Source organism: Pseudomonas sp. Marseille-Q0931 (assembly GCF_940789645.1).
GTDB lineage: Bacteria > Pseudomonadota > Gammaproteobacteria > Pseudomonadales > Pseudomonadaceae > Aquipseudomonas.
In genome coordinates this window covers 79,069-103,188 of record NZ_CALNWT010000018.1, presented here as the reverse complement: position 1 = coordinate 103,188, position 24,120 = coordinate 79,069, and the positions used below count along the sequence as shown (strand labels likewise).

The following is a 24,120-nucleotide window of genomic DNA, read 5'->3' as shown; positions in this document are numbered from 1 at the left end:
TCGAATTAACGAGTGTTGCTTTGTGATGCTGATAATCAGTTGACTATCAGTCTTACCTCACAAGCACCCACACGAATTGCTTGATTCAGTTGTTAAAGAACAGTTGGTTAAGCTTTTCGTCTCAACCAAGGCCGCGCATTCTACAGCAGCCTTTCTTTCTGTCAAGCTGTTTTTCGAATTTATTTCCGGAGAAACTTCTTTCTACTCAACCACTTGCGCTTTCAATCAGAACTTCTTCTCTCCAGCGGGAGGCGCATTCTACAGCGTTCAAAACCGCTGTCAACACCTCTTTTCTACCGCTTTCGATCCATTCGACCGAACCACCAACAGAGCTCAACCACCACCCTGTCGACCGGCGCGCATTCTACACGCCAGATCCAGTTTTGCAAGCCCTTCATTCAACTTAACTTATTGATTAACAAGAAGTTTTTGAAGCGCTTCATCGCTGAAGTGGCGCGCATTCTACATCCAGCAGAATGCGCGTCAAGCTTTAATTGCAGTTTTATTACCTATAGCGCTTCGAGCGCCTGGCGCAGGCCGCTGCGCCGCTCCACACGCCGCTGCACGGCCTGCTCGAAGATGCCCGCACGGCTTTCGATAAGACTGAACCAATGGCGCGCCCGGGTAATGCCGGTGTAGATCAGCTCCTTGGTCAGCACTGGGTTGAGGCTGTCGGGCAGGATCAGCGCGCAATGGGCAAACTCCGAGCCCTGCGATTTGTGCACGGTCATGGCAAATACGGTTTCCACCGCACTCAGGCGGCTCGGCAGGATATGGCGCAAGGCGCCGCTGCCGTCATTGCGCGGGAAGACGACCCGCAATACCTGACGTGCGGGAGCACCAGCAATCTCCGGCGGCTCGGGCAAGCGTAGCGCAATGCCGATATCGCCATTCATCAGGCCCAGGCTGTAGTCATTGCGCGTCACCAGCACGGGGCGCCCCTCATACCAGCCCTGCGCCTGCTCGAGCAGCCCACGATGTGCCAGCGCCTGGGCGATACGCTCGTTGAGCGCTTCCACACCCCAGGCGCCCTTGCGTACGGCACAGAGCAACTGAAACTGATCGAACGCCGCCAGAACATTACCGGCCCAGTAATCCCAGGCCTGGGAATCCGCTTCGAGGGCTGGACGCTCCGCTTGCATCACCTGCAGATAATGCGCGTATCCCTGAGGACGCGGCTCGCTACCGCCCCGCCCATCGATCAGCAGTCGCTGCAGCGCACGATCCTGCTCACCCGACAAGCGCAACACATGCAGGTCGTCCGCTCCCGCGGCCAGGGTTGTACGAGCCGCCTGCGCATCGCCCTGGTTCACCGCGCGCGCAAGACGCCCGATACCCGAGCCACTGCCAAAGCGGCGTGAGTGACGCAGCATAACTATGTGCTGTGCCAGCGCTTTGTCACCTTCGATCAGTACAGGGTCCTCAAGCCGTTCCCCGGTCTGATTCTCCAACCAGGTGCGCGTCGCCTCGCTATAGCCGCCGCTCTCTGCCTCTCGGCACAGATCGCCCAATACCGCACCGGCCTCAACCGAGGCGAGCTGATCCTTGTCGCCCAGCAGAATCAGACGCGCATGCGATGGTAGTGCGTCGAGCAGGCTGGCCATCATTTCCAGGTCGATCATCGAGGCTTCGTCCACCACCAGCACATCCAGCGGTAAAGGGTTGGCAGCATCATGACGGAAATGACGACTACCAGGGCGACTGCCCAGCAAGCGATGCAGCGTCGTCACCAGCGTCGGGATCTGCTCACGCACTCGCTCATCCAGCGCCAGCGACTGCACCTGCGCGCCGATGGATTCAGTCAGCCGCGCGGCAGCCTTGCCGGTAGGTGCCGCCAGACTCAGACGCAGCGGCTCGCCAGTGGCCATGGCGGCCTCCTGCAACAGCGCCAGCAAGCGCACCACCGTAGTCGTTTTGCCGGTTCCCGGCCCGCCGGTGATCAGCGTGAAGCGCCCCTGAGCAGCCATCGCGCACGCCAGCTTCTGCCAGTCGGTCTGGCGCTGGCCGTCCACCACCAGCGCCTCGGAAAAGAGTGAAGCCAGGCGCGCGGCCAGATCGCTCGGTGCCGCAGCGCTCGCCTGCAGACGCCGGGCGATATTGCCGGCCACTTGGCGCTCATAGTTCCAGTAGCGCCTCATATATAGGCAGGCACCGCTGAGCACCAGCGGCGCACCCTCGCCCTCCAGCAACGAGCTGCCGGCACAGGCCGTCAGCCAGGACTCGAGACTAAGCCCTGCCAAAACCTGCGACGGCAGGATCATCGCTTCTTGCGCATCCTCTCCTTCCGGCGGCAGGGACAGGGTGAAATCGGGATTGGCCAGGGTGGCGGCCAAGTCGAGGCAGACGTGGCCCTGGCCAAGCTGGTGGCTGGCCAGTGCGGCGCCGAGCAGCAGCAAGGGCGAAGCCTGCGGATCCAGCTCGGCGAACAGCTGCGCCAGCGCACGATCCAGCTCGCGCAGCCAGCCGCGCTCGCTCCATCTAGATAGCAGGGCAAAGAGTTCGGCACAGTCGTGCAGCGCCGGCGCAAGGGTCGTACTCATGCTGCGCCCTCCTCGGCTTCACCCATGAACAGCGCGTCCAGGCGCTCGATCAGCTCGCGCGGCGGCCGCGCGAGATAAGCGCCCTGCTGCGGCGCGCGAAGGAACAGATAGAGCGCGCCCCCCACATGCCGGTCGTAATCGTAATCCGGCAGGCGCAGACGCAGCTGGCGATGCAGCGCCAGCACGTAGAGCACGTATTGCAGGTCATAACGGTGGCTGGCGATGGCGACCTCCATTGCCTCACGGGTATAGGCACTGTCGTCACTGCCGAGCCAGTTGGATTTGTAATCCGCCACGTAGTAACGCCCCTGATGTTCGAATACCAAATCGATGAAGCCCTTGAACATGCCGTTGAGGGTGTCGGCACGCAGCGGCTGCCTGGCGAGGCCCGGCAACTCGCACTGCTGCACCCAATGATCCAGCAGCCTGACGTCCACCCCGCGCGCTTCGAACCAGAACTCCAGTTCAGGCTGATACTGCGTCAATTGCGCCAGCACGAGGTTGTCCGCGCCATTCAAGGTGAGCGGCTGGGTCAGCAGCGCCAGTAGCCAGTCCTGCAACGGGTCGATCCAGCTTTCCAGGCCACGACGCTGGCAGCGCCTGGCCAACGCCTCACGCAACCTCGGCGGGTCCTGCGCCAGAGTGGCGAAACCTTCCTCGGCCGCCATTTCCAGCAGGCCATGCAGGAAGGTGCCGGGGTTCGGCCCGCGCGGGAAGCGATGCAGCCCCTGCGCGGATGCCGGTAACGGCGCCAGGGCCAGCAACGGGTCCTCGTCGTCGATGGCGTTCTGCATCGCCGGACTGTCGGGCGCGACGTCCTCATGGCGGCTGACCTGACTGGGCGCATCCTCATCCAGGCGCAGCGCACTGTAGGAGGCGATCCACCAGTGTTCGGCGGCGCGGCGTACCGGAGTACGCCAGCGCGGCTCGAACTGCGCATTTTCGATCATGCGATAGCACTGCTCGCTGGCCAGTGGAGTCGGCAGCACGGCGCTATCGAGCCCGGCATCGAAGGGAGCAAGCCAACCGGTAAGCTCGCTGCTAGCCGCCAGTGGCGAGCCACCTCCGAGCAAATAGCCCAGAGCCGATTCATGCAGACGCGACTTCTTGCCGTTACCGATCTTCAGATCCGCCACGCCTAGCCAGCAGGCATGACGGGCACGGGTCAGCGCCACATAGAGCAAGCGCAGGTCTTCACCCAGGCGTTCACGTTCGGCGCGCTCCAGGCTGTCTGCATCGGCCTTGAGCACCAGTCGGCGGCATTCGCCGTCGTGGATCTGCAGCGGCTTCTTGTCATCCACCGGGCGGAAGGCGCAGATGAACGGCAGGAACACCAAGGGATACTCCAAGCCCTTGGATTTGTGGATGGTCACCACACGCACCAGCGCCTCATCGCTCTCCAGGCGCAACACCTGCTCCTCGGCAGCCTGCCCCTCACCGGCCAGCAGCTCGCTCAAGTGACGAATCAGCGCCAGCTCGCCATCGAGTTCGGCGGCGGCCTGCTGCAGCAGCTCGGCCAGATGCAACAGATTGGTCAGTACTCGCTCGCCATCGTCACGCCCCATCAGACGCTGCGGCAGTTCGAAGTCCTGCAGCAACTGACGCAACATCGGCAGCACGCCCTGGCGCTGCCAGCGCTGGCGGTAGTCGCGGAACTGCATGACGCGGCGCTCCCAGGTGCGCTCGTCGAGGTTGAGTTGCTCCAGCTCGCTCAACTCCAGCCCCAGCGTCGCGCTGGCCAGCGCTGCGCGCAGCGGGCGATCCTGGTCCGGCTCGGCACAGGCACGCAGCCACAGCAGCAGGTCACGCGCCTCCTGGGCGGCGAACACCGAATCCTTGTCGGAGAGATACACGCTGCGCACGCCACGCGCGGCCAGCTCACCACGAATTGCCTGCGCCTCGTTGAAATCACGCACCAGTACCGCGATATCGCTGGGCCGCAGGGCACTGAGCACGCCCTCCTTGCTGAAGCCGGCCTGCCCGCGCTGCCCCAGATCGAGCAGACGCACAATTTCGCTCGCCGCACCGGCAGCCATGGCACCCAGATAAGCGCCCTTGGCAACCGGCTCGTCACTCGCCAGTTGCCACACGGTCAGAGCTGGTTGCACCTGCCCCTCGACGCTCCAGACTTCGCCTCGGCCCTGTGCACCCACCTCGATAAAAGGCAGATCTTCGCGTAGCAGAAACGCCCCTTCACTACCCTCGCGCTGCTCGGCCCTCAGAAAAACACCGTTGACGGCATCAACCATGGCCTGGCTGGAGCGGAAGTTCTTCTCCAGGTTGTAGTGCCGGCCCGACGTCGCCCGACGCGCGCGCAGGTAGGTATGAATGTCGGCGCCACGGAAGGAATAGATGGCCTGCTTGGGGTCGCCGATCATAAACAGGCCGCAGTCGTCGCGGTTGGCCTCGACCTCGTAAAGCGTATCGAAGATGCGGTACTGCAGCGGGTCGGTATCCTGGAATTCGTCGATCAGCGCCACCGGGAACTGGCGGCGAATCACCTCGGCCAGGCGCGGCCCATTGCTGCCCTGCAACGCAGCGTCCAGGCGCAGGAGCATGTCGTCGAAGCCCATCTCCGCGCGCTGACGTTTCTCCCGGTCGAAACGCTGGCGAACCCAGGCCGCCACGTGGCGTAAAGCCGCTTCAGCAGGGTCAGGCAACGCATCGAGTTGCGCCTTGAGTAGAGCCATGGCGTCCAGCGCGGGATGAGCAGGCACCTCGCCCTTCCAGGCTTCGGCCAGGCCATCGGGGGTCAGGCGGGTGAAACCGGTGCCCAGATCGAGGTGCGGCTCCTCGCTACCGGCCCATTCGCGCAATTTGGCCAGCCAGGGGTTATAGAAGCGCGCCTGGATTTTCTTGCCGTCGACCTGCTTGGCCGCCACTGCCGCATCCAGCAGCAGCTGCAGCTCGTCAGCCCAAGCCAGCCAGGGTGACTTGAGCTCGGCAAGCGCCTGCTGGCGCTGCCGCAACGCATTATCGAGCAGCTCACCCAACGACTGAGCCGCAATCTCGCCCTCCTCGCTCAGCAAGGGTCGCAACCTGCCGCCAAGCCCGGTGGGCGTGCCCCAGACGCCAGCCACCCATTGCAGCGAGGCGTCTTGCAGCGGATAGCAATGCTGCCGCCAGTAGTCCCGCACCACTTCGGCCAGCAGCTCGCTGTGATCGGTCTCCAGGGTCTGGTTGAACAGGCTGCCGCTGTCGAAGGCATGTTCGCGCAGCATGCGCTGGCACCAGCCGTGGATGGTCGATACGGCAGCCTCGTCCATCCACTGCGCGGCCAGTTCCAGGCGGCGGGCGCATTCGTCCCACTGCGTCTGAACGAAATCACCGCGCAGCTCACGCAGCAGGTCATCGCCCTGTGCATCGCCCCGGAATACGCTCGCGGCCTCGACCAGGCGTACGCGAATCCGGTCGCGCAATTCGCGGGTGGCCGCGTCGGTAAAGGTCACCACCAGAATCTGCGGCGGCAGCAGCGCCTCGCGAAACGCAGCCTCACCGCCATGCCCGAGGATCAGCCGCAGGTAGAGCGCGGAAATGGTGAAGGTCTTGCCCGTGCCGGCGCTGGCTTCGATCAGGCGGCTGCCGTGCAGGGGAAACGTCAGGGCCAGAGGACGCTGTCGGTTCATACTGCGTCCTCCTCGATCGCTTGCGGATGGCTGTCGAGCAGCGGCTGATAGAGCCGCTCGCTGCATGCCGGAAACTGGCCATCGGCGGTGAGCGCGGCATAGTCCGGGAACTGGCGCGCAAGACTGGCGCTGCCCTGGACTTCACCCGTGAGGTTGTAGCCGCCCTCGTAGATGCTGCGCGCTTTCCCCTCGTTGTTGTCCTGCAACCAGGCCAGCGAGGTTTTCAGCGCGACCGGTAGAGGCGCCTGCATGCCGGTGTTCCAGGCTTTCAGCCAAGTGGTCAGTACACTGGCTGCGTGCTCCACAGGCACGGGCTCGAACGACAGACTGCGATCCTCGCCAACCAGCAAGGTGGTCAGCGGCACGCCGCAGGCGGCGGCGATCACATGCAGCACGTAGGGACGCAGCAGGCGATGCCACTTCCAGCTCTTGTCCTTGAGCAATGCCCCCGGCAAAAGCTCCAGACGCGCCAGGCTGCCATCAGCCTTCTGCCGCAGCCCGGCGAGCCAGCCGTCGAGCTGCACACCGGCGGCGGTAAAAGTCAGACGCTGTGGCGATTCCATTAACGCCGGCCACAACAGACAGAGCCCCTGATAGCGGCGCAGCTGCGCGGGCAACGGCTCCAGCAGCGCGTTGCGGTGCTGCTCACCGAAACCGGCCAACGGCAGCACACCGCTGCGTTGCAGACGGTCGGCAGCTGAGCTCAGCGCATCTTCGCTATCCTCTTCGGCCGCGACGGCTGCTTTGAGCAAGGTCTCCTGCAACTGATAACGCTGCAGGCCATCGAGCGCGAACGGCTCGTTATCCAGTTGCGCCTGCTGCTCTTCATCGAGAAACACCTTCAGGCGGCGGGTGAAAAAACACTTCACCGGATCACGCAGGAACGACTGCAGCAGCTCGGGCGTGAGCTGCCGCCCCTCCTCCCAGGGCGACAAGGACGCAGCATGCTCACGCGCCGAGGCCTGACCATGCAGCGCGGCCCATTCGTGGGCATAGCTGAACAGCTGCGCCTCATCATTGAAGTAGCGGCGACTGAAAGGCTGCAGGGGATGATCGGTCGTCAGGCCGTGCAGAAGGTCACCGCCACCGGCCAGCGTCCAGGCACTGGCAAGATGGTCACGCAGCTGACCGACCAGCACGGACGGCGGTCGCTCGCTGTTGTCGCGAATGCTGCGCCCTACCCAGCTGACATAGAGCCGATCACGCGCCGCCAACAGCGCTTCCAGCAGCAAATACCGATCATCCTCGCGACGTGAACGATCACCGGGTCGGTAATCACCGGCCATCAGGTCGAAATCCAGCGGGGCCTGGCTGCGCGGGTAGTCACCATCGTTCATGCCCAGCAGGCAGACCTGGCGAAACGGGATCGCGCGCATCGGCATCAGCGTGCAGAAATTCACCGCTCCGGCGAGAAAACGCTGGCTCAGCCGCCCCTGATCGAGCCCGCCGAGCCAGGCTTCACGTACCACCGGCAGGGTCAGCGCTTCGTCCAGCGTCGCGGACTCGCAAAGCGCCAACCAGGCATCCAGCGCATCGAGCAACTGGGTCGCCAGCTGCTCTTCACGGTCGTTCTGCGCCAGGAAGAAGTCGTCGAGCAACGTGCGCAGACGCTCGCCCCATTGCGCAGGCGTAGCGGGCTCACGCAGTTGCTGCAAATGCTGTTCGAGGGTTGCCAGCAAGCGCGTTACCGGGCCGATCAGCGCGGCGTCGAGCCCGCCTATCTCATCATAGGGTTCGATACCGGCAAAGGCGTCGGCCGTGCCTACCGCATAGCCCAGAAGCATGCGCCGCAATCCGAAGCGCCAGGTGTTCTGCTCCAGGTTCTCGCCGAGGCCAAGCGATTGCCGCTGGGTCGCATTCAGCCCCCAGCGCACACCGGCGCCCTCGAGCCAGCGGCGCAACGTGGGCAACTGGTCCTCGGCGATGGCGAAACGTTGACGTAGCGCGGCGACATCCAGCAGATCGAGAATCTCGCTGACGCTGAAGCGGCTGTCCGGCAGGCGCAGCAAATGCTCCAGTGCGATGATCATCGGCTCCTTGCCGCGCAGGCCCTGGTCGGCCAGGGTGAAGGGGATAAAACGCGGATCGTCGCTGGCGAACTGGCCGAACACGGCCTGGATATGCGGTGCATAGGCGTTGACGTCCGGCACCATGACGATCACGTCGCGCGGGCGCAGCGTGGCGTCCTCGCTGAAGCTGGCCAGCAGTTGGTCGTGCAGCACCTCCACCTCGCGCTGGGCACTGTGGGCGATGTGAAAGCGCAGCGAATGATCCCTGACAGGATCGACAGCCGGCCAGGTGCTGCGCGTTTCCGCCAGCGGGCGCAGGTCGAGAATGTCGTTCTGCAACTGGCCGAGCAGGCTGTTCTCACTGGTCGGGCTGAACAGGTCGATACGCTCGAACTGCTCGCGGTAGCGCTGCGGCTCATCGTACTGATCCAGCAGGTTAATGTAATCGCGCCCCTGCTTGCCCCAGGCGGCCAGCAGCGGCTGCCCGTGCTGGTGCATGTCCTCCTGTTCGAACAGGCCGATCTGCGCGCCTGGCCTGCCCTTGCGTTGCTGGCGACGATACTCGTGGCGCAGCAAATCCTTGTCTTCGACGATATCGCCCCAGTGGTGCTGACAGGGGTTGTGCACGTAGAGCATGACCTGACTGAAGCGCGCCATGGCCGCCAGCGCCTCCAGCACCTGGGCCGGCAACGAAGAAATTCCGAAAACGGAAATGCGTCGCGGCAGCCCGGCGGGCGGCGCGTCCAGCTCGCCCAGGCGGGCCACGAAGCGCGGATGCACGCCGGCGCGACTCTCGGCCAGATGCTGCTCGCCAACGTCTGTCAGCAAAGCGCGCCACAGCGCGGGTTGCCAGAGGGAATCGCCCTCCAGTGGCCGCTCGCCGCCACGTGAGGTGCGCAGGCGGTCATGTCCACTGGCCCAGTCCGCCAGCCAGTCGGCGCGGTAGACCTGGTACTGATCGAACAGATCCGCCAGACGCTCGGCAAGCTGGTGGCGCTTGCGCAGATCCTGATCATCAGCAAGGAAGCGGCGCAAGGGCGCAAAGGCCTCCTCGGCCAGCAAGCCCGGCAACAGCCGCATCAGACGCCAGGTCAGCGGCGCCTTGTCCAAGGGCGATTGCTGCGGGATCGCGTCCTTGCCCAGCACGTTGCGGTATGCCTGCCAGAGAAAGCGCGCCGGCAGATCGACATCCAGCGCCGCGGCGATGCCACAGCCGTCACGCTCGGCCAGCGCCAGCTTGAGCCACTGGGCGATGCCGTTGCTCTGCACAAGCAGCACTTCATTCTCCAGCGGCCGCAGCGGATAGCGCCGCATCCACTGCACCGCCAGCGCACGCAGCTCTTCGAGGTGGTTACCGTGAATGACGATGAGGCCGGGGGACAGCTCCGGGCTGGCGGGCATCGACTGACTCCTGTCGAAAATCGAAGCGCAAGTTTGCCAGCATTTGGCGACAAGGTGCGTCAGTCAGTATGTATGTCAGCAACGACCTGAAGCATTCGGCCCGAAAACGAAAAGGCCGGTCAACGACCGGCCTCGGTGGTAAAGACAGCTGCAGGCATCATTCGACCATGAGTTTGTCGCGATTCTTGTCCAGAGTCGCCTCACCGATGCCTTTGACCTCGAGTAACTCGTCAACCGAAGCGAAATTACCATGAGCCTCGCGATAGGCCACGATAGCCTGCGCCTTGGTCGCCCCGATGCCAGCCAACTCACGCTGGAGAGTTTCGGCATCAGCGGTATTCAGATTGACGGCGACCGCCTGAGCAACCTGCACGGAGGCCGTAGCGGCTGGTTCGGTCTTCGAGGTTTCTACTGCCGAAGCGGCAAGGGAGAGGGAGGTAAGAACAGCGAACAGCACAGAGGAAAGGTAGATTTTCATCATCTTAACGTTCCTTGTAAGTGAGTAAGACGAGCACGTTAGGCTCGTTCTTCAACCTAGACGCTATTTCCTCGGTGTCAAATTCTCGGTGAATTAACGGGGTGAAAGCCTCAAAAGTCAGGCACTTGTTAGCCCGCCGATCAGGCGTACATACGAAGACAAGAGGACTTTACAGCCTTAAAGAACCGCAGCGCCGCCGATGAAAAGGGAAACAGATGATGAAAAAACCAACAGGATTTCGGCCACCGACTCGCGCGGTCCGGCCCTGACAATTTTGAGGAGAATGGCAGGATGAAAAAAAGTCCCGCAAAAGTCCCTACGCTTCTACGTGTGAAGCGCCCATAAAAAAATCCAGTCACCGCTAAGTGACTGGATTTTCTAGGGATTTTTTGGTCGGGACGGAGTGATTCGAACACTCGACCCCTTGCACCCCATGCAAGTGCGCTACCGGGCTGCGCTACGCCCCGACGATGCTTCCGAGTGACCGGAAACGGGAGGAACTATACATTAAGCTTTTGAAATAAGGCAACTTTTTCTTCGCCTTACTTCTTCAGTACGTGCAGCACATCTTCGAGCTCGGCGATCATCTGCTTGATCAGCTGACGATACTGGGTGGTGTCGTCCTTGGCCTCATCGCCGGAAAGACGCTGACGCGCCCCGCCGATGGTAAAGCCCTGGTCGTACAGCAACGCCCGAATCTGCCGGATCATCAGCACGTCCTGGCGCTGGTAGTAGCGGCGGTTGCCCCGCCGCTTGACCGGGTTGAGCTGCGGGAACTCCTGCTCCCAATATCGCAGCACGTGGGGTTTGACCGCGCAGAGCTCACTAACCTCACCAATGGTGAAGTAGCGTTTGCCGGGAATTGCCGGTAATTCGTCGTTATGACTTGGTTCCAGCATAGGCCTCGACCCTGGCTTTCAATTTTTGCCCTGGACGAAAAGTGACCACACGGCGAGCCGTGATTGGAATCTCTTCCCCTGTTTTCGGGTTACGGCCCGGTCGCTGGCGCTTGTCGCGCAAGTCGAAGTTACCGAACCCGGAAAGCTTGACCTGTTCGTTCAGCTCAAGAGCCTGGCGGATCTCTTCAAAAAACAGCTCCACCAGTTCCTTGGCTTCCCGTTTGTTCAGGCCGAGCTCTTCATACAGACGTTCCGCCATTTCAGCTTTCGTCAGAGCCCCCATACGCTACTTCCTTAACGTGGCGTTGAACCTTTGTTCGAGGCAGGTGAGGATATTTTGCGTAGTAGTACTCACCTCATCGTCATTAAGAGTGCGCGATGGATGTTGCCAGGTCAAGCCGACCGCAAGGCTTTTTCTAAGCGGATCAATGCCTTTACCGTGATAGACGTCAAATAGCTTGAGGTCCGTCAGCCATTCGCCCGCCGTTTCTCGGATAGCCGACAGCACGGCCTCGGCCGGTTGCTCGCGATCGACCAGCAACGCCAGATCGCGACGCACCTCGGGGAAGCGCGACAGCTCGCTGAATGCCGGCATGCGACCGGCGGCAACTTCCGCCAGCACCAGCTCAAACAGGAACACTGGCTGATCCAGCCCAAGGGTCTTGGCAAGCTCCGGGTGCAAAGCACCGATGAAGCCGATCAGGCGCCCTTCCCGCTCGATGCGAGCAGTCTGGCCTGGGTGCAGAGCAGGATGCTCGCCCGGCACGAAGCTGAAGGCATCAGCTGCGCCGGCATAACCCAGCAGCGCTTCTACATCGGTCTTCAGGTCGTAGAAGTCGACGCTCTCGCGACTGTTGGCCCAGCCTTCCGGCAGACGACTGCCACTGATCACGCCAGCGAGCATGGCTTCCTGCTGCAGGCCTTCCAGCTGACCGACAAAACGCAGACCGCTCTCGAACAGGCGCACGCGCGACTGCTGACGATTGAGGTTGTGCTGCAGCGCCTTGACCAGACCCGGCCACAGCGAGGAGCGCATGGCAGCCATGTCGGCCGAGATCGGGTTAGCCAGTTGCAGCGGCTCGACGCCCGGCGTGAACAGTTCGAACAGCTTGGGATCGATGAAGCTGTAGGTGATCGCTTCCTGATAGCCACGGGCAACCAGCAGGCGGCGCAACGCGGGTAACTCGGCCCGCGCCTCGGCCTTGGCCTGCGGCGCGAGACGCGCCTGCGGGTAGCGCACCGGCAGGCGGTTGTAACCGTACAAGCGGCCCAGCTCTTCGATCAGATCCACTTCCAAGCTGATGTCGAAACGGTGACTGGGCACACTGACCTGCCATTGACCGGCGCCCTGAGCGCTGACACTCAGACCCAGCGCAGTGAGCAGGCGCTCGACTTCAGCGCTGTCCATGTCCATGCCCAACATCTGGCTGATGCGTTCGGCACGCAGGGTGATCGGCGCCACGCTCGGCAGATCGGCCTCGCTGCTGACTTCGATGATCGGGCCGGCTTCGCCACCGACGATCTCCAGCAGCAGCGTAGTCGCACGCTCCATCGCCTGACGCGCCAATTGCGAATCCACACCACGCTCGAAGCGGTGCGAGGAATCGGTGTGCAGGCCATAGGAACGGGCCTTACCGGCGACAGCGATATTGTCGAAGAAGGCGCTTTCCAGGAACAGGTCGCGCGTCTTGTCGCTCACGCCGCTGTGCTCGCCGCCCATCACGCCCGCGATGGCCAGAGCACGACCATGGTCGGCGATGACCAGGGTGTCGGCGCGCAGGCTGACTTCCTGGCCGTCGAGCAGCACCAGCTTCTCACCCTCTTCAGCCATACGCACGCGGATGCCGCCATTGATCTCGGCAAGGTCGAAAGCATGCATCGGCTGACCGAGTTCGAGCATCACGTAGTTGGTGATGTCCACCGCTGCATCGATACTGCGGATATCGGAGCGACGCAGACGCTCGACCATCCACAGCGGAGTCGGGCGAGACAGGTCGACGTTGCGCACAACACGACCGAGATAACGCGGGCAAGCCTTGGGCGCCAGCACCTCGACCGGACGCACGTCGCCATGCATAGGCGCAGCGGCTTCGATGGCCACCGGCGAAACTGCGGCGCTGTACATGGCGCCGACTTCACGGGCCAGGCCGGCGAGCGACAGGCAGTCGCCGCGGTTAGGGGTCAGGCCAATCTCGATGCTGGCGTCGTCTAATTGCAGATAGGCGCGAATGTCACTGCCAACCGGCGCATCGGCCGCCAGTTCCATCAGGCCGCTGTTGTCTTCGCTGATCTGCAACTCGGAAGCCGAGCACAGCATGCCCTGAGACTCCACGCCGCGCAGCTTGGCCTTCTTGATCTTGAAGTCACCCGGCAACTCGGCGCCAATCATGGCGAACGGAATCTTGATGCCGGCACGGGCATTGGGCGCGCCGCAAACGACTTGGAAGGTCTCGGTGCCATTGCTCACCTGGCACACACGCAGCTTATCCGCGTCCGGGTGTTGCTCGGCACTTAGGATCTCACCGACCACAACGCCACTGAAGGCACCGGCAACCGGCTGCACGGCATCGACCTCAAGGCCGACCATGGACAGGCGCGCGACCAGATCGTCACGGGATACGTCGGGATTTACCCAACTGCGCAGCCACTGTTCACTGAATTTCATGTTGTCTGTTCTCCTTAAACGAATTCGATCACGAGGGTCGGCTGCTAGCGAAATTGCGCCAGGAACCGCAGGTCGTTATCGAAGAACAGGCGCAAGTCATTGACGCCATAACGCAGCATGGCCAGGCGCTCGACGCCCATACCGAAGGCGAAGCCGGAGTATTTCTCCGGGTCGATGCCACTCATGCGCAGCACATTCGGATGCACCATGCCGCAGCCCATCACTTCCAGCCAGCCGGTCTGCTTGCACACACGGCAACCCTTGCCGGAACACATCACGCACTGCATGTCGACTTCGGCCGACGGCTCGGTGAAGGGGAAGAAAGATGGACGGAAACGCACGCCCAGCGGCTTCTCGAAGAACACGCGAAGGAACTCTTCGATGGTGCCCTTGAGGTCAGCGAAGCTGATGTCCTCGTCGACCAGCAGGCCTTCGACCTGGTGGAACATCGGCGAGTGAGTAATATCGGAGTCGCAGCGATAGACGCGGCCGGGGCAGACAATGCGGATCGGCGGCTGCTGCGATTCCATGGTGCGCACCTGCACCGGCGAGGTATGGGTGCGCAGCAGCATGTTCGCGTTGAAATAGAAGGTATCGTGCATCGCCCGCGCCGGGTGGTGGCCGGGGATGTTGAGCGCTTCGAAGTTGTGGTAGTCGTCTTCGACTTCCGGCCCCTCGGCAACGCTGTAACCGATGTGGGTGAAGAACTGCTCGACACGTTCGAGCGTGCGGGTGACCGGGTGCAAGCCGCCGGAGGTCTGGCCGCGGCCCGGCAGGGTCACGTCGATCCGCTCGGATGCCAGCTTCTCGGCGAGCAAAGCCTGCTCAAGCACGGATTTGCGGGCATTCAGGGCGTCTTGCACTTGGTTCTTGGCGGTGTTGATCAGGGCACCGGCTTTCGGCCGCTCTTCAGCCGACAGCTTGCCCAGAGTCTGCATCAGGGCGGTCAGTTCGCCTTTCTTGCCAAGGTATTGAACCCGGAGCTGTTCCAGGGCATTGACATCTTCGCTTTGTTGCACGGCCTCGAGCGCTTGGGAGACCAATGCATCCAGATTTTCCATTTACAGACTCCAGATACGAAATAGGGGAAGAGCTGTTAAGGCTCTTCCCCTATCTTTGACGTTGCCACCGGGCGAACCCGGTGATTGTCGGGGGACTTAAGCCAGAACGGCCTTAGCTTTCTCGACAATCGCAGCAAACGCCGCTTTTTCGTTCACTGCCAGATCAGCCAGAACCTTGCGGTCGATTTCGATCGACGCTTTCTTCAGGCCAGCGATCAGACGGCTGTAGGACAGACCGTTGACGCGAGCACCAGCGTTGATACGAGCGATCCACAGTGCACGGAACTGACGCTTGCGCTGACGACGGTCACGGTAGGCGTATTGGCCTGCCTTGATCACCGCCTGCTTGGCGACGCGGAACACGCGCGAACGCGCACCGTAGTAGCCCTTGGCGAGCTTCAGGATTTTTTTGTGACGAGCACGAGCGATAACGCCACGCTTAACACGAGCCATGAGTAATTACCTCTAAGTATCTTGACCGATTAACGAACGCGCAGCATGCGCTCGACTTTAGCTTTGTCCGACGGGCCGATCAGCGAGCTGCCACGCAGCTGGCGCTTACGCTTGGTGGACATTTTGGTCAGGATGTGGCTCTTGAAAGCGTGCTTGTGCTTGAAGCCTGTAGCAGTCTTCAGGAAGCGCTTTGCAGCACCGCTCTTGGTTTTCATTTTTGGCATGTTTAGTACTCCGCATTCATTAACAACTGATAACCATCAGGCCTGCCAGTGCCCGGGAGGTTATTTACGCTTCTTGGGAGCGATGACCATCATCAGCTGGCGTCCTTCCAGCTTAGGATGCTGTTCGACGGTGCCGAGCTCGATCAGGTCTTGTTCGACCCGCTTGAGCAGCTCCATCCCCAGCTCCTGGTGGGCCATCTCACGACCGCGGAATCGAAGCGATACCTTGGCCTTGTCCCCATCTTCAAGGAAACGTACCAGGTTGCGTAGTTTTACCTGGTAATCCCCTTCTTCCGTCCCTGGACGAAACTTGATCTCTTTGATCTGCTGCTGATGCTGGTTCTTCTTGGCAATAGCAGCCTGCTTTTTCTTTTCGAACAGGTGCTTGCCGTAGTCCATGATGCGGCAAACCGGTGGCACCGCATCAGCGGAGATTTCCACCAGATCCAGCTTGGCATCCTCGGCAGCGCTCAGCGCTTCTTCGATGGAAACCACACCAATCTGCTGGCCGTCCGCGCCAATCAGACGAACTTCACGCGCAGTGATGTTCTCGTTGATCGGCGCCTTGGGGGCGGCCCGCTTGTCCTGTCTCATATCACGCTTAATAGTTCTTACTCCAAATCTTGGCGACCACGCCGGGAAACCGCTTGCTGCAACTGCGCGGCGAACTGCTCGATAGGCATTGACCCCAGGTCGACGCCTTCGCGGGTGCGCACAGCAACGGATCGTGTCTCGACTTCCCGATCTCCGATAACCAAGAGATAGGGAACCTTGAGCAAGGTATGCTCACGGATTTTAAAGCCGATCTTTTCGTTTCTCAAGTCAACCTTGGCACGAAAACCGCTTTGATTGAGAGTTTTCTCTGCTTCACGGGCAAAATCGGCCTGTTTATCAGTGATATTCATGATCACGGCCTGGGTCGGCGCGAGCCAGGCCGGGAAAGAGCCGGCGTAGTGCTCGATCAACATACCGATGAAGCGCTCGAACGAACCGAGGATCGCACGATGCAACATGACCGGGCGCTTACGGTTGTTGTCTTCAGCGATATAGCTGGCATCCAGGCGCTCCGGGAGGTTCGGATCGTACTGCAGCGTGCCGCACTGCCAGTTACGACCCAGACAGTCACGCAGCGTGAACTCGATCTTCGGACCGTAGAAAGCGCCCTCACCCGGCTGGTATTCCCACTCCAGGCCAGATTCGTTGAGCGCATCGGCCAGCGCACCTTCGGCGCGATCCCACAACTCTTCGGAACCCACGCGCTTGGCCGGGCGAGTCGACAGCTTCATGGCGATATCGGTGAAGCCGAAGTCCTTGTAGACATCCAGCGTCAGCTTGATGAAGTCGGCCGCTTCCTTCTTCACCTGTTCTTCGGTACAGAAGATGTGCGCATCATCCTGCACGAAGCCGCGCACGCGCATGATGCCGTGCAGCGCACCGGACGGCTCGTTACGGTGACAGGCACCGAACTCGGCCAGACGCAGCGGCAGGTCGCGGTAGGACTTAAGCCCCTGATTGAACACCTGCACGTGGCACGGGCAGTTCATCGGCTTGACCGCGTAGTCGCGATTTTCCGAGGCCGTGGTGAACATGTTCTCGGCGTAGTTGGACCAGTGACCGGAACGCTCCCAGAGAATACGATCGACCACCTGCGGCGTCTTGATCTCCTGGTAACCATTCTCGCGCTGCACCTGGCGCATGTACTGCTCAAGCACCTGGTAGACGGTCCAGCCATTGGCATGCCAGAACACCATGCCCGGCGCTTCTTCCTGCAGATGGAACAGATCCAGCTGCTTGCCGATACGACGGTGATCGCGCTTCTCGGCCTCTTCGATGCGCTGGATATAGGCAGCCAGCTGCTTCTTGTCCGCCCAAGCGGTGCCATAGACGCGCTGCAGCTGCTCGTTCTTCGAGTCGCCGCGCCAGTAGGCACCGGAAATCCGGGTCAGCTTGAAGGCCTTGAGGAAGCGCGTGTTCGGCACATGCGGGCCACGGCACATGTCGACGTATTCTTCATGGAAGTAAAGGCCCATGGCCTTTTCGTCCGGCATGTCGTCGATCAGACGCAGCTTGTATTCCTCGCCGCGCGACTTGAACAGCTCGATGACCTCGGCACGCGGCGTCATTTTCTTGATGACGTCGTAGTCCTTGTCGATCAGCTCAGCCATGCGCCTCTCGATGGCCGCCATATCTTCCGGAGTAAAGGGACGGTCGATTGCGATGTCATAATAGAAGCCTTCATCGATGACCGGACCGATCACCATCTTGGCATTCGGGTATAGCTGCTTGACCGCATGCCCAACCAGGTGAGCACAGGAGTGGCGGATGATCTCCAGCCCCTCTTCGTCCTTCGGCGTGATGATCTGCAGGGTGGCATCGGTATCGATCACGTCGCAGGCATCGACCTGCCTGCCGTTTACCTTGCCAGCCAGGGTGGCCTTGGCCAGGCCCGCACCAATGGATTGAGCGACCTCCAGCACGGATACCGGATGATCGAACGAACGTTGACTGCCGTCGGGAAGAGTAATGATGGGCATGGCGCCTCCTCTCCTAGTGGTGACCCCTACCAAAGGTCACGTGGGTTGGGATGAGCCAGGAAGCGATTCAGCGGTATACCCACCTAACGATGGCAGGAGCCCGAAGGCCAACCAGACCGAACCAGAGTCACTGGAAGTAAAGAGCGGGGATACTTTCAGAAAGCCTGAGCCCTGACAAGCTGCCGCTTGAAACAAACTCGCAAAGCCTGCTCGAAAAATTCGAGCAATAAAAAAGGGGTCGCTTAGCGACCCCTTTTTATCGATTTGGTAGGCACAATTGGACTCGAACCAACGACCCCCACCATGTCAAGGTGGTGCTCTAACCAACTGAGCTATGTGCCTTCGATGGGTGCGCATTCTACGCAGATCTTTTTGGCCGTCAACAGTTTTTTTCGCTAACTCACTGAAATAGGCCAATTTTTTTATCAAAGCAGGAACGTTGAATATTTTGCACGGGCACTAGCCGGGCATTTTCAACTCAGGTAGCATCGATTCATTCGTAAAAAATAAAGAACAGAGGTTCAAGATGGCGCACACGGCCTATCCACAATCCTATTACGCCGCCTCAGCCAACGCCGTTCCGCAACGCCCTGCCCTGCAAGGCGAGGTGGAAACCGATGTGTGCATCATCGGTGCGGGCTATACAGGCCTGTCCACTGCACTGTTCCTGCTGGAGAACGGCTTCAAGGTCAGCATCGTCGAGGCGGCCAAGGTCGGCTTTGGCGCGTCGGGGCGCAACGGCGGGCAGATCGTCAATAGCTACAGCCGCGACATCGACGTGATCGAGCGCACGGTCGGCCCCAAGCAGGCGCAACTGCTCGGACAGATGGCCTTCGAAGGCGGTCGCATCATCCGTGAACGCATCGCCAAGTACGACATCCAGTGCGACCTGAAGGATGGCGGCGTGTTCGCCGCGCTGACAGCCAAGCAGATGGGCCACCTGGAGTCCCAGAAGAAACTGTGGGAACGCTACGGCCACACCCAGCTGGAATTGATGGACGCCAAACGTATCCGCGAGGTGGTGGCTACCGAAAACTACGTTGGCGGCATGCTGGATATGAGCGGTGGCCATATCCATCCGCTGAACCTGGCTCTGGGTGAAGCCGCTGCAGTGGAATCGCTGGGCGGCGTGATCTATGAGCAATCCCCAGCTACCCGCATCGAGCGTGGCGCCAATCCGGTGGTACATACGCCGCAAGGCCGCATCAAGGCCAAGTTCGTGGTGGTCGCTGGCAATGCCTATCTCGGTAATCTGGTGCCGGAGCTGGCGTCAAAGTCGATGCCGTGCGGCACCCAGGTGATAACCACCGAGCCGCTGTCCGACGAAGTCGCTGCCAGCCTGTTGCCGCAGGATTACTGCGTCGAGGACTGCAACTACCTGCTCGACTACTACCGTCTCACTGGCGACAAGCGTCTGATCTACGGTGGCGGCGTGGTCTACGGTGCGCGAGATCCGGCCAATATCGAAGCAATCATTCGCCCGAAGATGCTCAAGACCTTCCCGCAACTGAAGAACGTGAAGATCGATTTCGCCTGGACCGGCAACTTCCTGCTGACCCTGTCGCGCCTGCCTCAGGTCGGCCGTATCGGCGACAACATCTACTACTCGCAGGGTTGCAGCGGCCACGGCGTGACCTACACGCACCTGGCCGGCAAGGTGCTGGCCGAGGCGCTGCGCGGCCAGGCCGAGCGCTTCGACGCCTTCGCCGGGCTGCCGCACTACCCCTTCCCGGGTGGCCGTATGTTCCAGGTGCCGCTCAGCGCCATCGGCGCCTGGTACTACACGCTGCGTGACAAGCTGGGCGTCTGAACTTCACGCATGCGTAGGAGCGAATTTATTCGCGATGGAGTTTGGCTTCTTGCCTGCCCCTGATCGCGAATAAATTCGCTTTTACAGGATGTGCATTGGCCCGCCGTTGGTTTCAGGGGCAGGCCGGCAAGGCTTGGCACTGTCCGCCAGGAGCACTGGTTTTGGGTGATGCGGCGAATCGCGAATCCTCCGGCGCCAGACGTTGCGCACAGGCCTGAGCCTGCTGCGCCTCGCGCGCGCAACCCTGCTCACCCAGCACCTGGGACAGGTTGAACCAACCCGCGGCAAAATCCGGCTCACGCTTGAGACTCTCACGCAGCGCATGCTCGGCACCCTTGCGGTCGCCATCGGCGTAGCGACTGTTGCTCAGGGCGAACCAGGGCAACGCCTGCTCCGGCCAGGCCTCGGCGGCGCGGCGATAGGCACGCCGTGCCGGCTGGGCATTGCCGGTTTGCTCGAGGTCGTTGGCAGCCTTCATCCAGGCGTGCATATCGGCCTGCGCCGGCAGGCGCTCCGGTGGCAGAGTCACTACCGCCCAACGACCACCGCGCGCCCAGGTTCTGTCGAAGCTGGCGAAGCTGTCTTGGAGACGGCGCGTGGTGGCCGACCGCAGGATCAGCGTGCGCTCACGACGGTCATAGCCGACCACCACCGCGAAATGCCATTGCGGGTAGAAGTCGAACGCCAGGTTCTGTAGCACCAGCACCGGGTTACCCGCCGCCACTTCGGCAAGCACCGCGTCCAGACGCGGTTGCAACGGATACACCAGCATTTCGTGACTGCGCGCGGCGGCAACCATCTCGACCTGCAGACTGCCTTCACGGCTGGGGATGTAGACCTTGTCCTTGAGCGCACCCGGCGTCGTCAGCACACCGCGCTGGTTGAGCATGGTGGCCAGAGCTGCCGGCCCGCACTGGTAGGCGTCCTGGGGAAAGAAGGGAACATCGGTGAGTTCTACCCGCTCAGGCAGGCGCTCGGCCTCCGGTGATAACACCGGAGACCGCGCGCAGGCTGTGAGTAGAACGATCGAAGCGATGCAGCAGAGGCGAATCAGCGATTTATGCATTTGACGAAATTGAAGATGTTGGTGGCGCACAGCATATCAGTGATGATGAAGATCACCAGAAACAACACGATGATGCCGACCACACCCGCACCGGCAGGCGCCTGATCCAGCTGCTGGTTGAACTGCGCCAGCTCGGCCGGGGTCAGGCTAGCGATACGCGACTCGACCTGATCACGGTCGACGCCCATCGACACCAGTTTCTCCTTCACCTGCTCGTCATCGAGCATGGCCATCAACTGCTCCTGATCCACCTTGTGCTGCTGCTCGGCGATCACCTCGTGAGTGCCGACCATCGCCGCGTTGGCAGCGGGAATCTGCACCACCAGCAACAGGTGAAACAGCGCAGTGATAGCTGCCAGACGGCGCATAACGGGGTTCATGGAAATTGTCATTGTGGTTATCTCCTGAGGGACGAGGTAGCCAATAGACACCATCGAAATCATTCAGGTTCACTCGGCCAGATGCACTCGTTCAGGTTTCCGTCAGCAGCTGGCTGAGTACCGCACGCAACTTGCCCGGCTTGACCGGCTTGTTCAGCAAAGGCGCACCCAGTGCCTGCAACTCCCGACGGCAGTCATCACTGCGATCGGCACTGATGATCAGCGCCGGAATCGGCCTGGAAAACTCATCACGTAGCTGCCGAATCACCTGGCAACCGAGCACACCGTGATCGAGGTGATAATCCGCCAGGATCACCTCTGGCGCCCTGCCCTGCAGACGCTCCAGGGCCTCGTTCAGATCGACCGCCGTGACCACCTCGCATCCCCACTGCCGAAGCAGCGCCTGCATGCTGTGCAGGATGTCCACTTCGTTGTCGATCACCAGCAGGCGCCGCCCGGGCAGGGGGTTGCCGAGGACCGGCTGCGCCACGGATGGCGCCTGGCGCCGCGGAGCCTCCCGCGCCAGCGGCACGCGGATGCTGAACACCGAGCCGCGCCCCGGCTGCGAGTGTACCTGCACAGGATAACCAAGCATGCGCGCGATGCGCTCGACGATCGCCAGGCCTAGACCGACGCCCTTGCGCTCGGCCGCACGGCCGACCTCCAGCTGGCTGAACTCGAGGAAGATCTTGTCCAGCTGATCAGCCGCTATGCCGCGCCCGCTGTCCCACACCTGCAACTCGACGAACGAGCCGCGCCGACGCGCCCCGAGCAGCACACCGCCACGTTCGGTATACCGGCAGGCATTGCTGAGGAAGTTACGCAAAATGCGCGTCAGCAAGCGGAAATCGGTGTGCACCGCATAACTGGCAATTCGCGCGCGCAGACGCAAGCCACTGGCCGAGGCCACGCTTTCGAACTCGGACGCCAGCGGCGCGAGCAGTTCTTCAAGGCGATAAACGTCGAGATCCGGCTTGATAGCCGCCTGATCCAGCTTGGAAATATCCAGCAGATCAGCGAGCAGATCCTCGGCGCCTTCCAGGGCCAGGTGGCTGCGCTCTACCAGGTTCTGTTCGGCAATTGGCAGCTCACGCTCGCGTAGCGTGGAAATCAGCAGGCGCGCAGCATTGAGCGGCTGCAACAGGTCGTGACTGGCCGCAGCCAAGTACTTGTCCTTGCTGCGATTGGCCGCTTCGGCGGCGTCGCGCGCCTCGCGCAGGGCCAGCTCGATACGTTCGCGCTCCTCAATCTGCCGCTGCAGGTTGCGGTTGGATTCGAGCAGTTCGAAGGTACGCGCAGCGACACGTTGCTCCAGTTCGTCGTTGAGTGACTGCAGGCGCTGCTGCGCCTGCTTGCGCTCGGTGATATCGGCAACGAACCCTTCGAAAACCCCATCGCCCTCGGGTTTGAGCAACAGGTTCATCAGCACGTCGATGGTACTGCCATCGCGACGACGCAAACGCGTTTCGTAGCCCAGCAGGGCCTGGCCCTGGCTCAAACGCTCGCGAATCAGGGCCAGCTCATCGAAACCGCCAACGAACAGGTGCCGGGCCAAATCGCCCGGCGCCCAGAGCACCTGCTGCGGATCGTCATAGCCCAGCATGTGCGCCATCGCCGGATTGGCCGCGAGCACGCCGTCCTGCAGGCTGGCCTGGATAATGCCGTGCACCGCGTGCTCGAACAGCCATTTATAGCGATTGCGCTCGGTTTCCAGTTCTTCCAGGCGCGCCAGCAGCTCGGGATAGTGACTCTTGCGCGCCGACTGGCTACCGAGACCGAGCAGCCCGGCCAGCGCTTCGTCAGAGCGCCTCGCCATACACCACCTCGACGTCGCGCTGGGTCGATTCGCGCGGGTTGGTGAGGATGCACGGGTCGTCCATCGCATGGCTGGACAGGAACGGAATGTCCGAGGTGCTGACGCCGTGCAGGCCAAGCGTCTCGCGGAAGCCCATGGCGTGCTTGAAGGCAATCAGGTGCTCGACCAGGCGCTGGCGAATCTGTGCGTGGTTGAGCCCACGGCAGTCTATGCCGAGGGTTTCGGCGATGACCTTGAAACGCTCCGGCGCCGCGCTGTAGTTGAACGCCACCACGTGCTCGATCAATACCGCGTTGCACAGACCGTGTGGCAAATCGAGAAAGCCCCCCAGGCTGTGACTCATGGCATGCACTGCGCCGAGGATCGCATTGGAGAAGGCCAGGCCGGCCTGCATGCTGCCGAGCATGATCTTCTCGCGCAGAGCGATATCGCCCGGATTGGCGATCATCTGCACCAGGTTGCCGTTGATCAGGCGCATGGCTTCCAGCGCATGTGGGTCGGTCAGCGGGCCGTGGCCGGTGGAAACGAATGCCTCGATGGCGTGCACCATGGCGTCGATGCCGGTACAGGCGCTGAGGAATGGGTCCATGCTCAGCGTGGTTTCCGGATCGATCAGCGACACGTCCGGCACCACCGCCTTGCTGACGATGGAGAACTTCATTCGCTCCTGCTGGTTGGAGATGATCACGAACTGCGACACGTCGGCCGAGGTGCCGGCGGTGGTCGGGATCAGGATCAGCGGCGGACTGGGCACGCGAATGGTGTCCACACCTTCGAATTCGAGAATGCTGCGACCATGGGCAACGACGATGCCGATACCCTTGGCGCAGTCCATCGGGCTGCCGCCACCGACCGCGACGATGACGTTGCAGCCCTCGCTGCGATACAGCTCGGCGCCCTCCATCACCTCTTCCACGCGCGGGTTGGGCGACACCCTGGTGTACAGGCAGTAGGTGATGCCCTGAGCCTGCAGGCTGGCCTCGACATCGCCGGCCCAGCCAGCAGCGACCACACCGGGATCGGAGACGATCAGCACCTTGCGCGCGCCGAAGGTCTTGGCGTAATTGCCGACGTTATGCCGGGAGCCGGCGCCGAAGATGATCTCGGGGGAAACGAACTTACGCAGCTGATTCAATTCGTGGCTCATACAACGGCCTG

17 protein-coding genes and 2 tRNA genes are annotated in these 24,120 nt (G+C 61.7%); 1 reads left to right on the top strand and 18 read right to left on the bottom strand.

Translation table 11 applies throughout. The features are described 5' to 3' along the window. Positions 1–509: 509 nt before the first annotated feature. The 14 genes from recD to P3C50_RS22555 form a co-directional block, all read right to left on the bottom strand. Positions 510–2,540 (bottom strand): exodeoxyribonuclease V subunit alpha, encoded by a 2,031-nt coding sequence (gene recD / locus P3C50_RS22620; protein WP_275547680.1) that lies wholly within the window; start codon positions 2,538–2,540, stop codon positions 510–512. Next, positions 2,537–6,166: an exodeoxyribonuclease V subunit beta gene (gene recB, locus P3C50_RS22615; protein ID WP_275547679.1), complete on the bottom strand. Its 3,630-nt coding sequence runs from the start codon at positions 6,164–6,166 to the stop codon at positions 2,537–2,539. Before recB ends, recD begins: the two co-directional genes overlap by 4 nt. Further along, positions 6,163–9,576 (bottom strand): exodeoxyribonuclease V subunit gamma, encoded by a 3,414-nt coding sequence (gene recC, locus P3C50_RS22610; protein ID WP_275547678.1) that lies wholly within the window; start codon positions 9,574–9,576, stop codon positions 6,163–6,165. Before recC ends, recB begins: the two co-directional genes overlap by 4 nt. 157 nt (positions 9,577–9,733) lie before the next feature. After that, a complete protein-coding gene (locus tag P3C50_RS22605) occupies positions 9,734–10,057 on the bottom strand; it encodes a helix-hairpin-helix domain-containing protein (protein ID WP_275547677.1) in 324 nt (107 codons plus the stop codon). 387 nt (positions 10,058–10,444) lie between these two features. Next, a tRNA-Pro gene (locus P3C50_RS22600) sits at positions 10,445–10,521 on the bottom strand. 75 nt (positions 10,522–10,596) lie between these two features. Then, positions 10,597–10,953 (bottom strand): MerR family transcriptional regulator, encoded by a 357-nt coding sequence (locus P3C50_RS22595; RefSeq protein ID WP_013716019.1) that lies wholly within the window; start codon positions 10,951–10,953, stop codon positions 10,597–10,599. Further along, entirely contained in the window at positions 10,934–11,236 is a 303-nt protein-coding gene (gene ihfA, locus P3C50_RS22590) for an integration host factor subunit alpha (protein WP_003243414.1), read from the bottom strand. Before ihfA ends, P3C50_RS22595 begins: the two co-directional genes overlap by 20 nt. Positions 11,237–11,239: 3 nt before the next feature. Further along, positions 11,240–13,618, bottom strand: coding sequence for a phenylalanine--tRNA ligase subunit beta (pheT, locus tag P3C50_RS22585; RefSeq protein ID WP_275547676.1), 2,379 nt, complete (start codon positions 13,616–13,618; stop codon positions 11,240–11,242). Positions 13,619–13,662: 44 nt separating this feature from the next. After that, positions 13,663–14,679, bottom strand: a complete 1,017-nt coding sequence (gene pheS / locus P3C50_RS22580) for a phenylalanine--tRNA ligase subunit alpha (protein WP_197858937.1) — start codon at positions 14,677–14,679, stop codon at positions 13,663–13,665. Positions 14,680–14,775: 96 nt separating this feature from the next. After that, positions 14,776–15,132, bottom strand: coding sequence for a 50S ribosomal protein L20 (rplT, locus tag P3C50_RS22575; protein ID WP_003243409.1), 357 nt, complete (start codon positions 15,130–15,132; stop codon positions 14,776–14,778). 29 nt (positions 15,133–15,161) lie between these two features. After that, on the bottom strand, positions 15,162–15,356 hold the full coding sequence (rpmI, locus tag P3C50_RS22570) for a 50S ribosomal protein L35 (protein ID WP_003461222.1): 195 nt from the start codon (positions 15,354–15,356) through the stop codon (positions 15,162–15,164). 60 nt (positions 15,357–15,416) lie between these two features. Next, positions 15,417–15,950 carry a translation initiation factor IF-3 gene (gene infC, locus P3C50_RS22565; RefSeq protein WP_197858938.1) on the bottom strand — a complete coding sequence of 178 codons (534 nt, stop codon included), beginning with the start codon at positions 15,948–15,950 and terminating at the stop codon, positions 15,417–15,419. A gap of 17 nt (positions 15,951–15,967) precedes the next feature. Further along, positions 15,968–17,890, bottom strand: coding sequence for a threonine--tRNA ligase (gene thrS, locus P3C50_RS22560; RefSeq protein WP_275547675.1), 1,923 nt, complete (start codon positions 17,888–17,890; stop codon positions 15,968–15,970). 265 nt (positions 17,891–18,155) lie between these two features. Then, positions 18,156–18,232 (bottom strand) — tRNA-Val (locus P3C50_RS22555). A gap of 184 nt (positions 18,233–18,416) precedes the next feature. Between P3C50_RS22555 and P3C50_RS22550 the strand changes: the two genes are divergently transcribed. Further along, a complete protein-coding gene (locus P3C50_RS22550; RefSeq protein ID WP_275547674.1) occupies positions 18,417–19,700 on the top strand; it encodes an NAD(P)/FAD-dependent oxidoreductase in 1,284 nt (427 codons plus the stop codon). 112 nt (positions 19,701–19,812) lie between these two features. Here P3C50_RS22550 and P3C50_RS22545 read toward each other — a convergent pair whose 3' ends face one another. From P3C50_RS22545 to ercA, 4 genes are all read right to left on the bottom strand, one after another. Continuing rightward, entirely contained in the window at positions 19,813–20,694 is an 882-nt protein-coding gene (locus P3C50_RS22545) for a PA2778 family cysteine peptidase (protein ID WP_275547673.1), read from the bottom strand. A gap of 56 nt (positions 20,695–20,750) precedes the next feature. Beyond that, positions 20,751–21,158, bottom strand: coding sequence for a PA2779 family protein (locus P3C50_RS22540; protein ID WP_021490532.1), 408 nt, complete (start codon positions 21,156–21,158; stop codon positions 20,751–20,753). Positions 21,159–21,237: 79 nt separating this feature from the next. Continuing rightward, on the bottom strand, positions 21,238–22,962 hold the full coding sequence (locus tag P3C50_RS22535; RefSeq protein WP_275547672.1) for a NahK/ErcS family hybrid sensor histidine kinase/response regulator: 1,725 nt from the start codon (positions 22,960–22,962) through the stop codon (positions 21,238–21,240). Next, entirely contained in the window at positions 22,946–24,109 is a 1,164-nt protein-coding gene (ercA, locus tag P3C50_RS22530; protein ID WP_275547671.1) for an alcohol dehydrogenase-like regulatory protein ErcA, read from the bottom strand. The genes P3C50_RS22535 and ercA overlap by 17 nt, the downstream gene beginning before the upstream one ends. Positions 24,110–24,120 lie beyond the last annotated feature (11 nt).

Coding starts and splice junctions, on each gene's coding strand:
- recD (WP_275547680.1), bottom strand. CDS start 2,540: ATGAGTACGACCCTTGCGCCGGCGCTGCACGACTGTGCCGAACTCTTT.
- recB (WP_275547679.1), bottom strand. CDS start 6,166: ATGAACCGACAGCGTCCTCTGGCCCTGACGTTTCCCCTGCACGGCAGC.
- recC (WP_275547678.1), bottom strand. CDS start 9,576: ATGCCCGCCAGCCCGGAGCTGTCCCCCGGCCTCATCGTCATTCACGGT.
- P3C50_RS22605 (WP_275547677.1), bottom strand. CDS start 10,057: ATGATGAAAATCTACCTTTCCTCTGTGCTGTTCGCTGTTCTTACCTCC.
- P3C50_RS22595 (WP_013716019.1), bottom strand. CDS start 10,953: ATGCTGGAACCAAGTCATAACGACGAATTACCGGCAATTCCCGGCAAA.
- ihfA (WP_003243414.1), bottom strand. CDS start 11,236: ATGGGGGCTCTGACGAAAGCTGAAATGGCGGAACGTCTGTATGAAGAG.
- pheT (WP_275547676.1), bottom strand. CDS start 13,618: ATGAAATTCAGTGAACAGTGGCTGCGCAGTTGGGTAAATCCCGACGTA.
- pheS (WP_197858937.1), bottom strand. CDS start 14,679: ATGGAAAATCTGGATGCATTGGTCTCCCAAGCGCTCGAGGCCGTGCAA.
- rplT (WP_003243409.1), bottom strand. CDS start 15,132: ATGGCTCGTGTTAAGCGTGGCGTTATCGCTCGTGCTCGTCACAAAAAA.
- rpmI (WP_003461222.1), bottom strand. CDS start 15,356: ATGCCAAAAATGAAAACCAAGAGCGGTGCTGCAAAGCGCTTCCTGAAG.
- infC (WP_197858938.1), bottom strand. CDS start 15,950: ATGAGACAGGACAAGCGGGCCGCCCCCAAGGCGCCGATCAACGAGAAC.
- thrS (WP_275547675.1), bottom strand. CDS start 17,890: ATGCCCATCATTACTCTTCCCGACGGCAGTCAACGTTCGTTCGATCAT.
- P3C50_RS22550 (WP_275547674.1), top strand. CDS start 18,417: ATGGCGCACACGGCCTATCCACAATCCTATTACGCCGCCTCAGCCAAC.
- P3C50_RS22540 (WP_021490532.1), bottom strand. CDS start 21,158: ATGACAATTTCCATGAACCCCGTTATGCGCCGTCTGGCAGCTATCACT.
- P3C50_RS22535 (WP_275547672.1), bottom strand. CDS start 22,962: ATGGCGAGGCGCTCTGACGAAGCGCTGGCCGGGCTGCTCGGTCTCGGT.
- ercA (WP_275547671.1), bottom strand. CDS start 24,109: ATGAGCCACGAATTGAATCAGCTGCGTAAGTTCGTTTCCCCCGAGATC.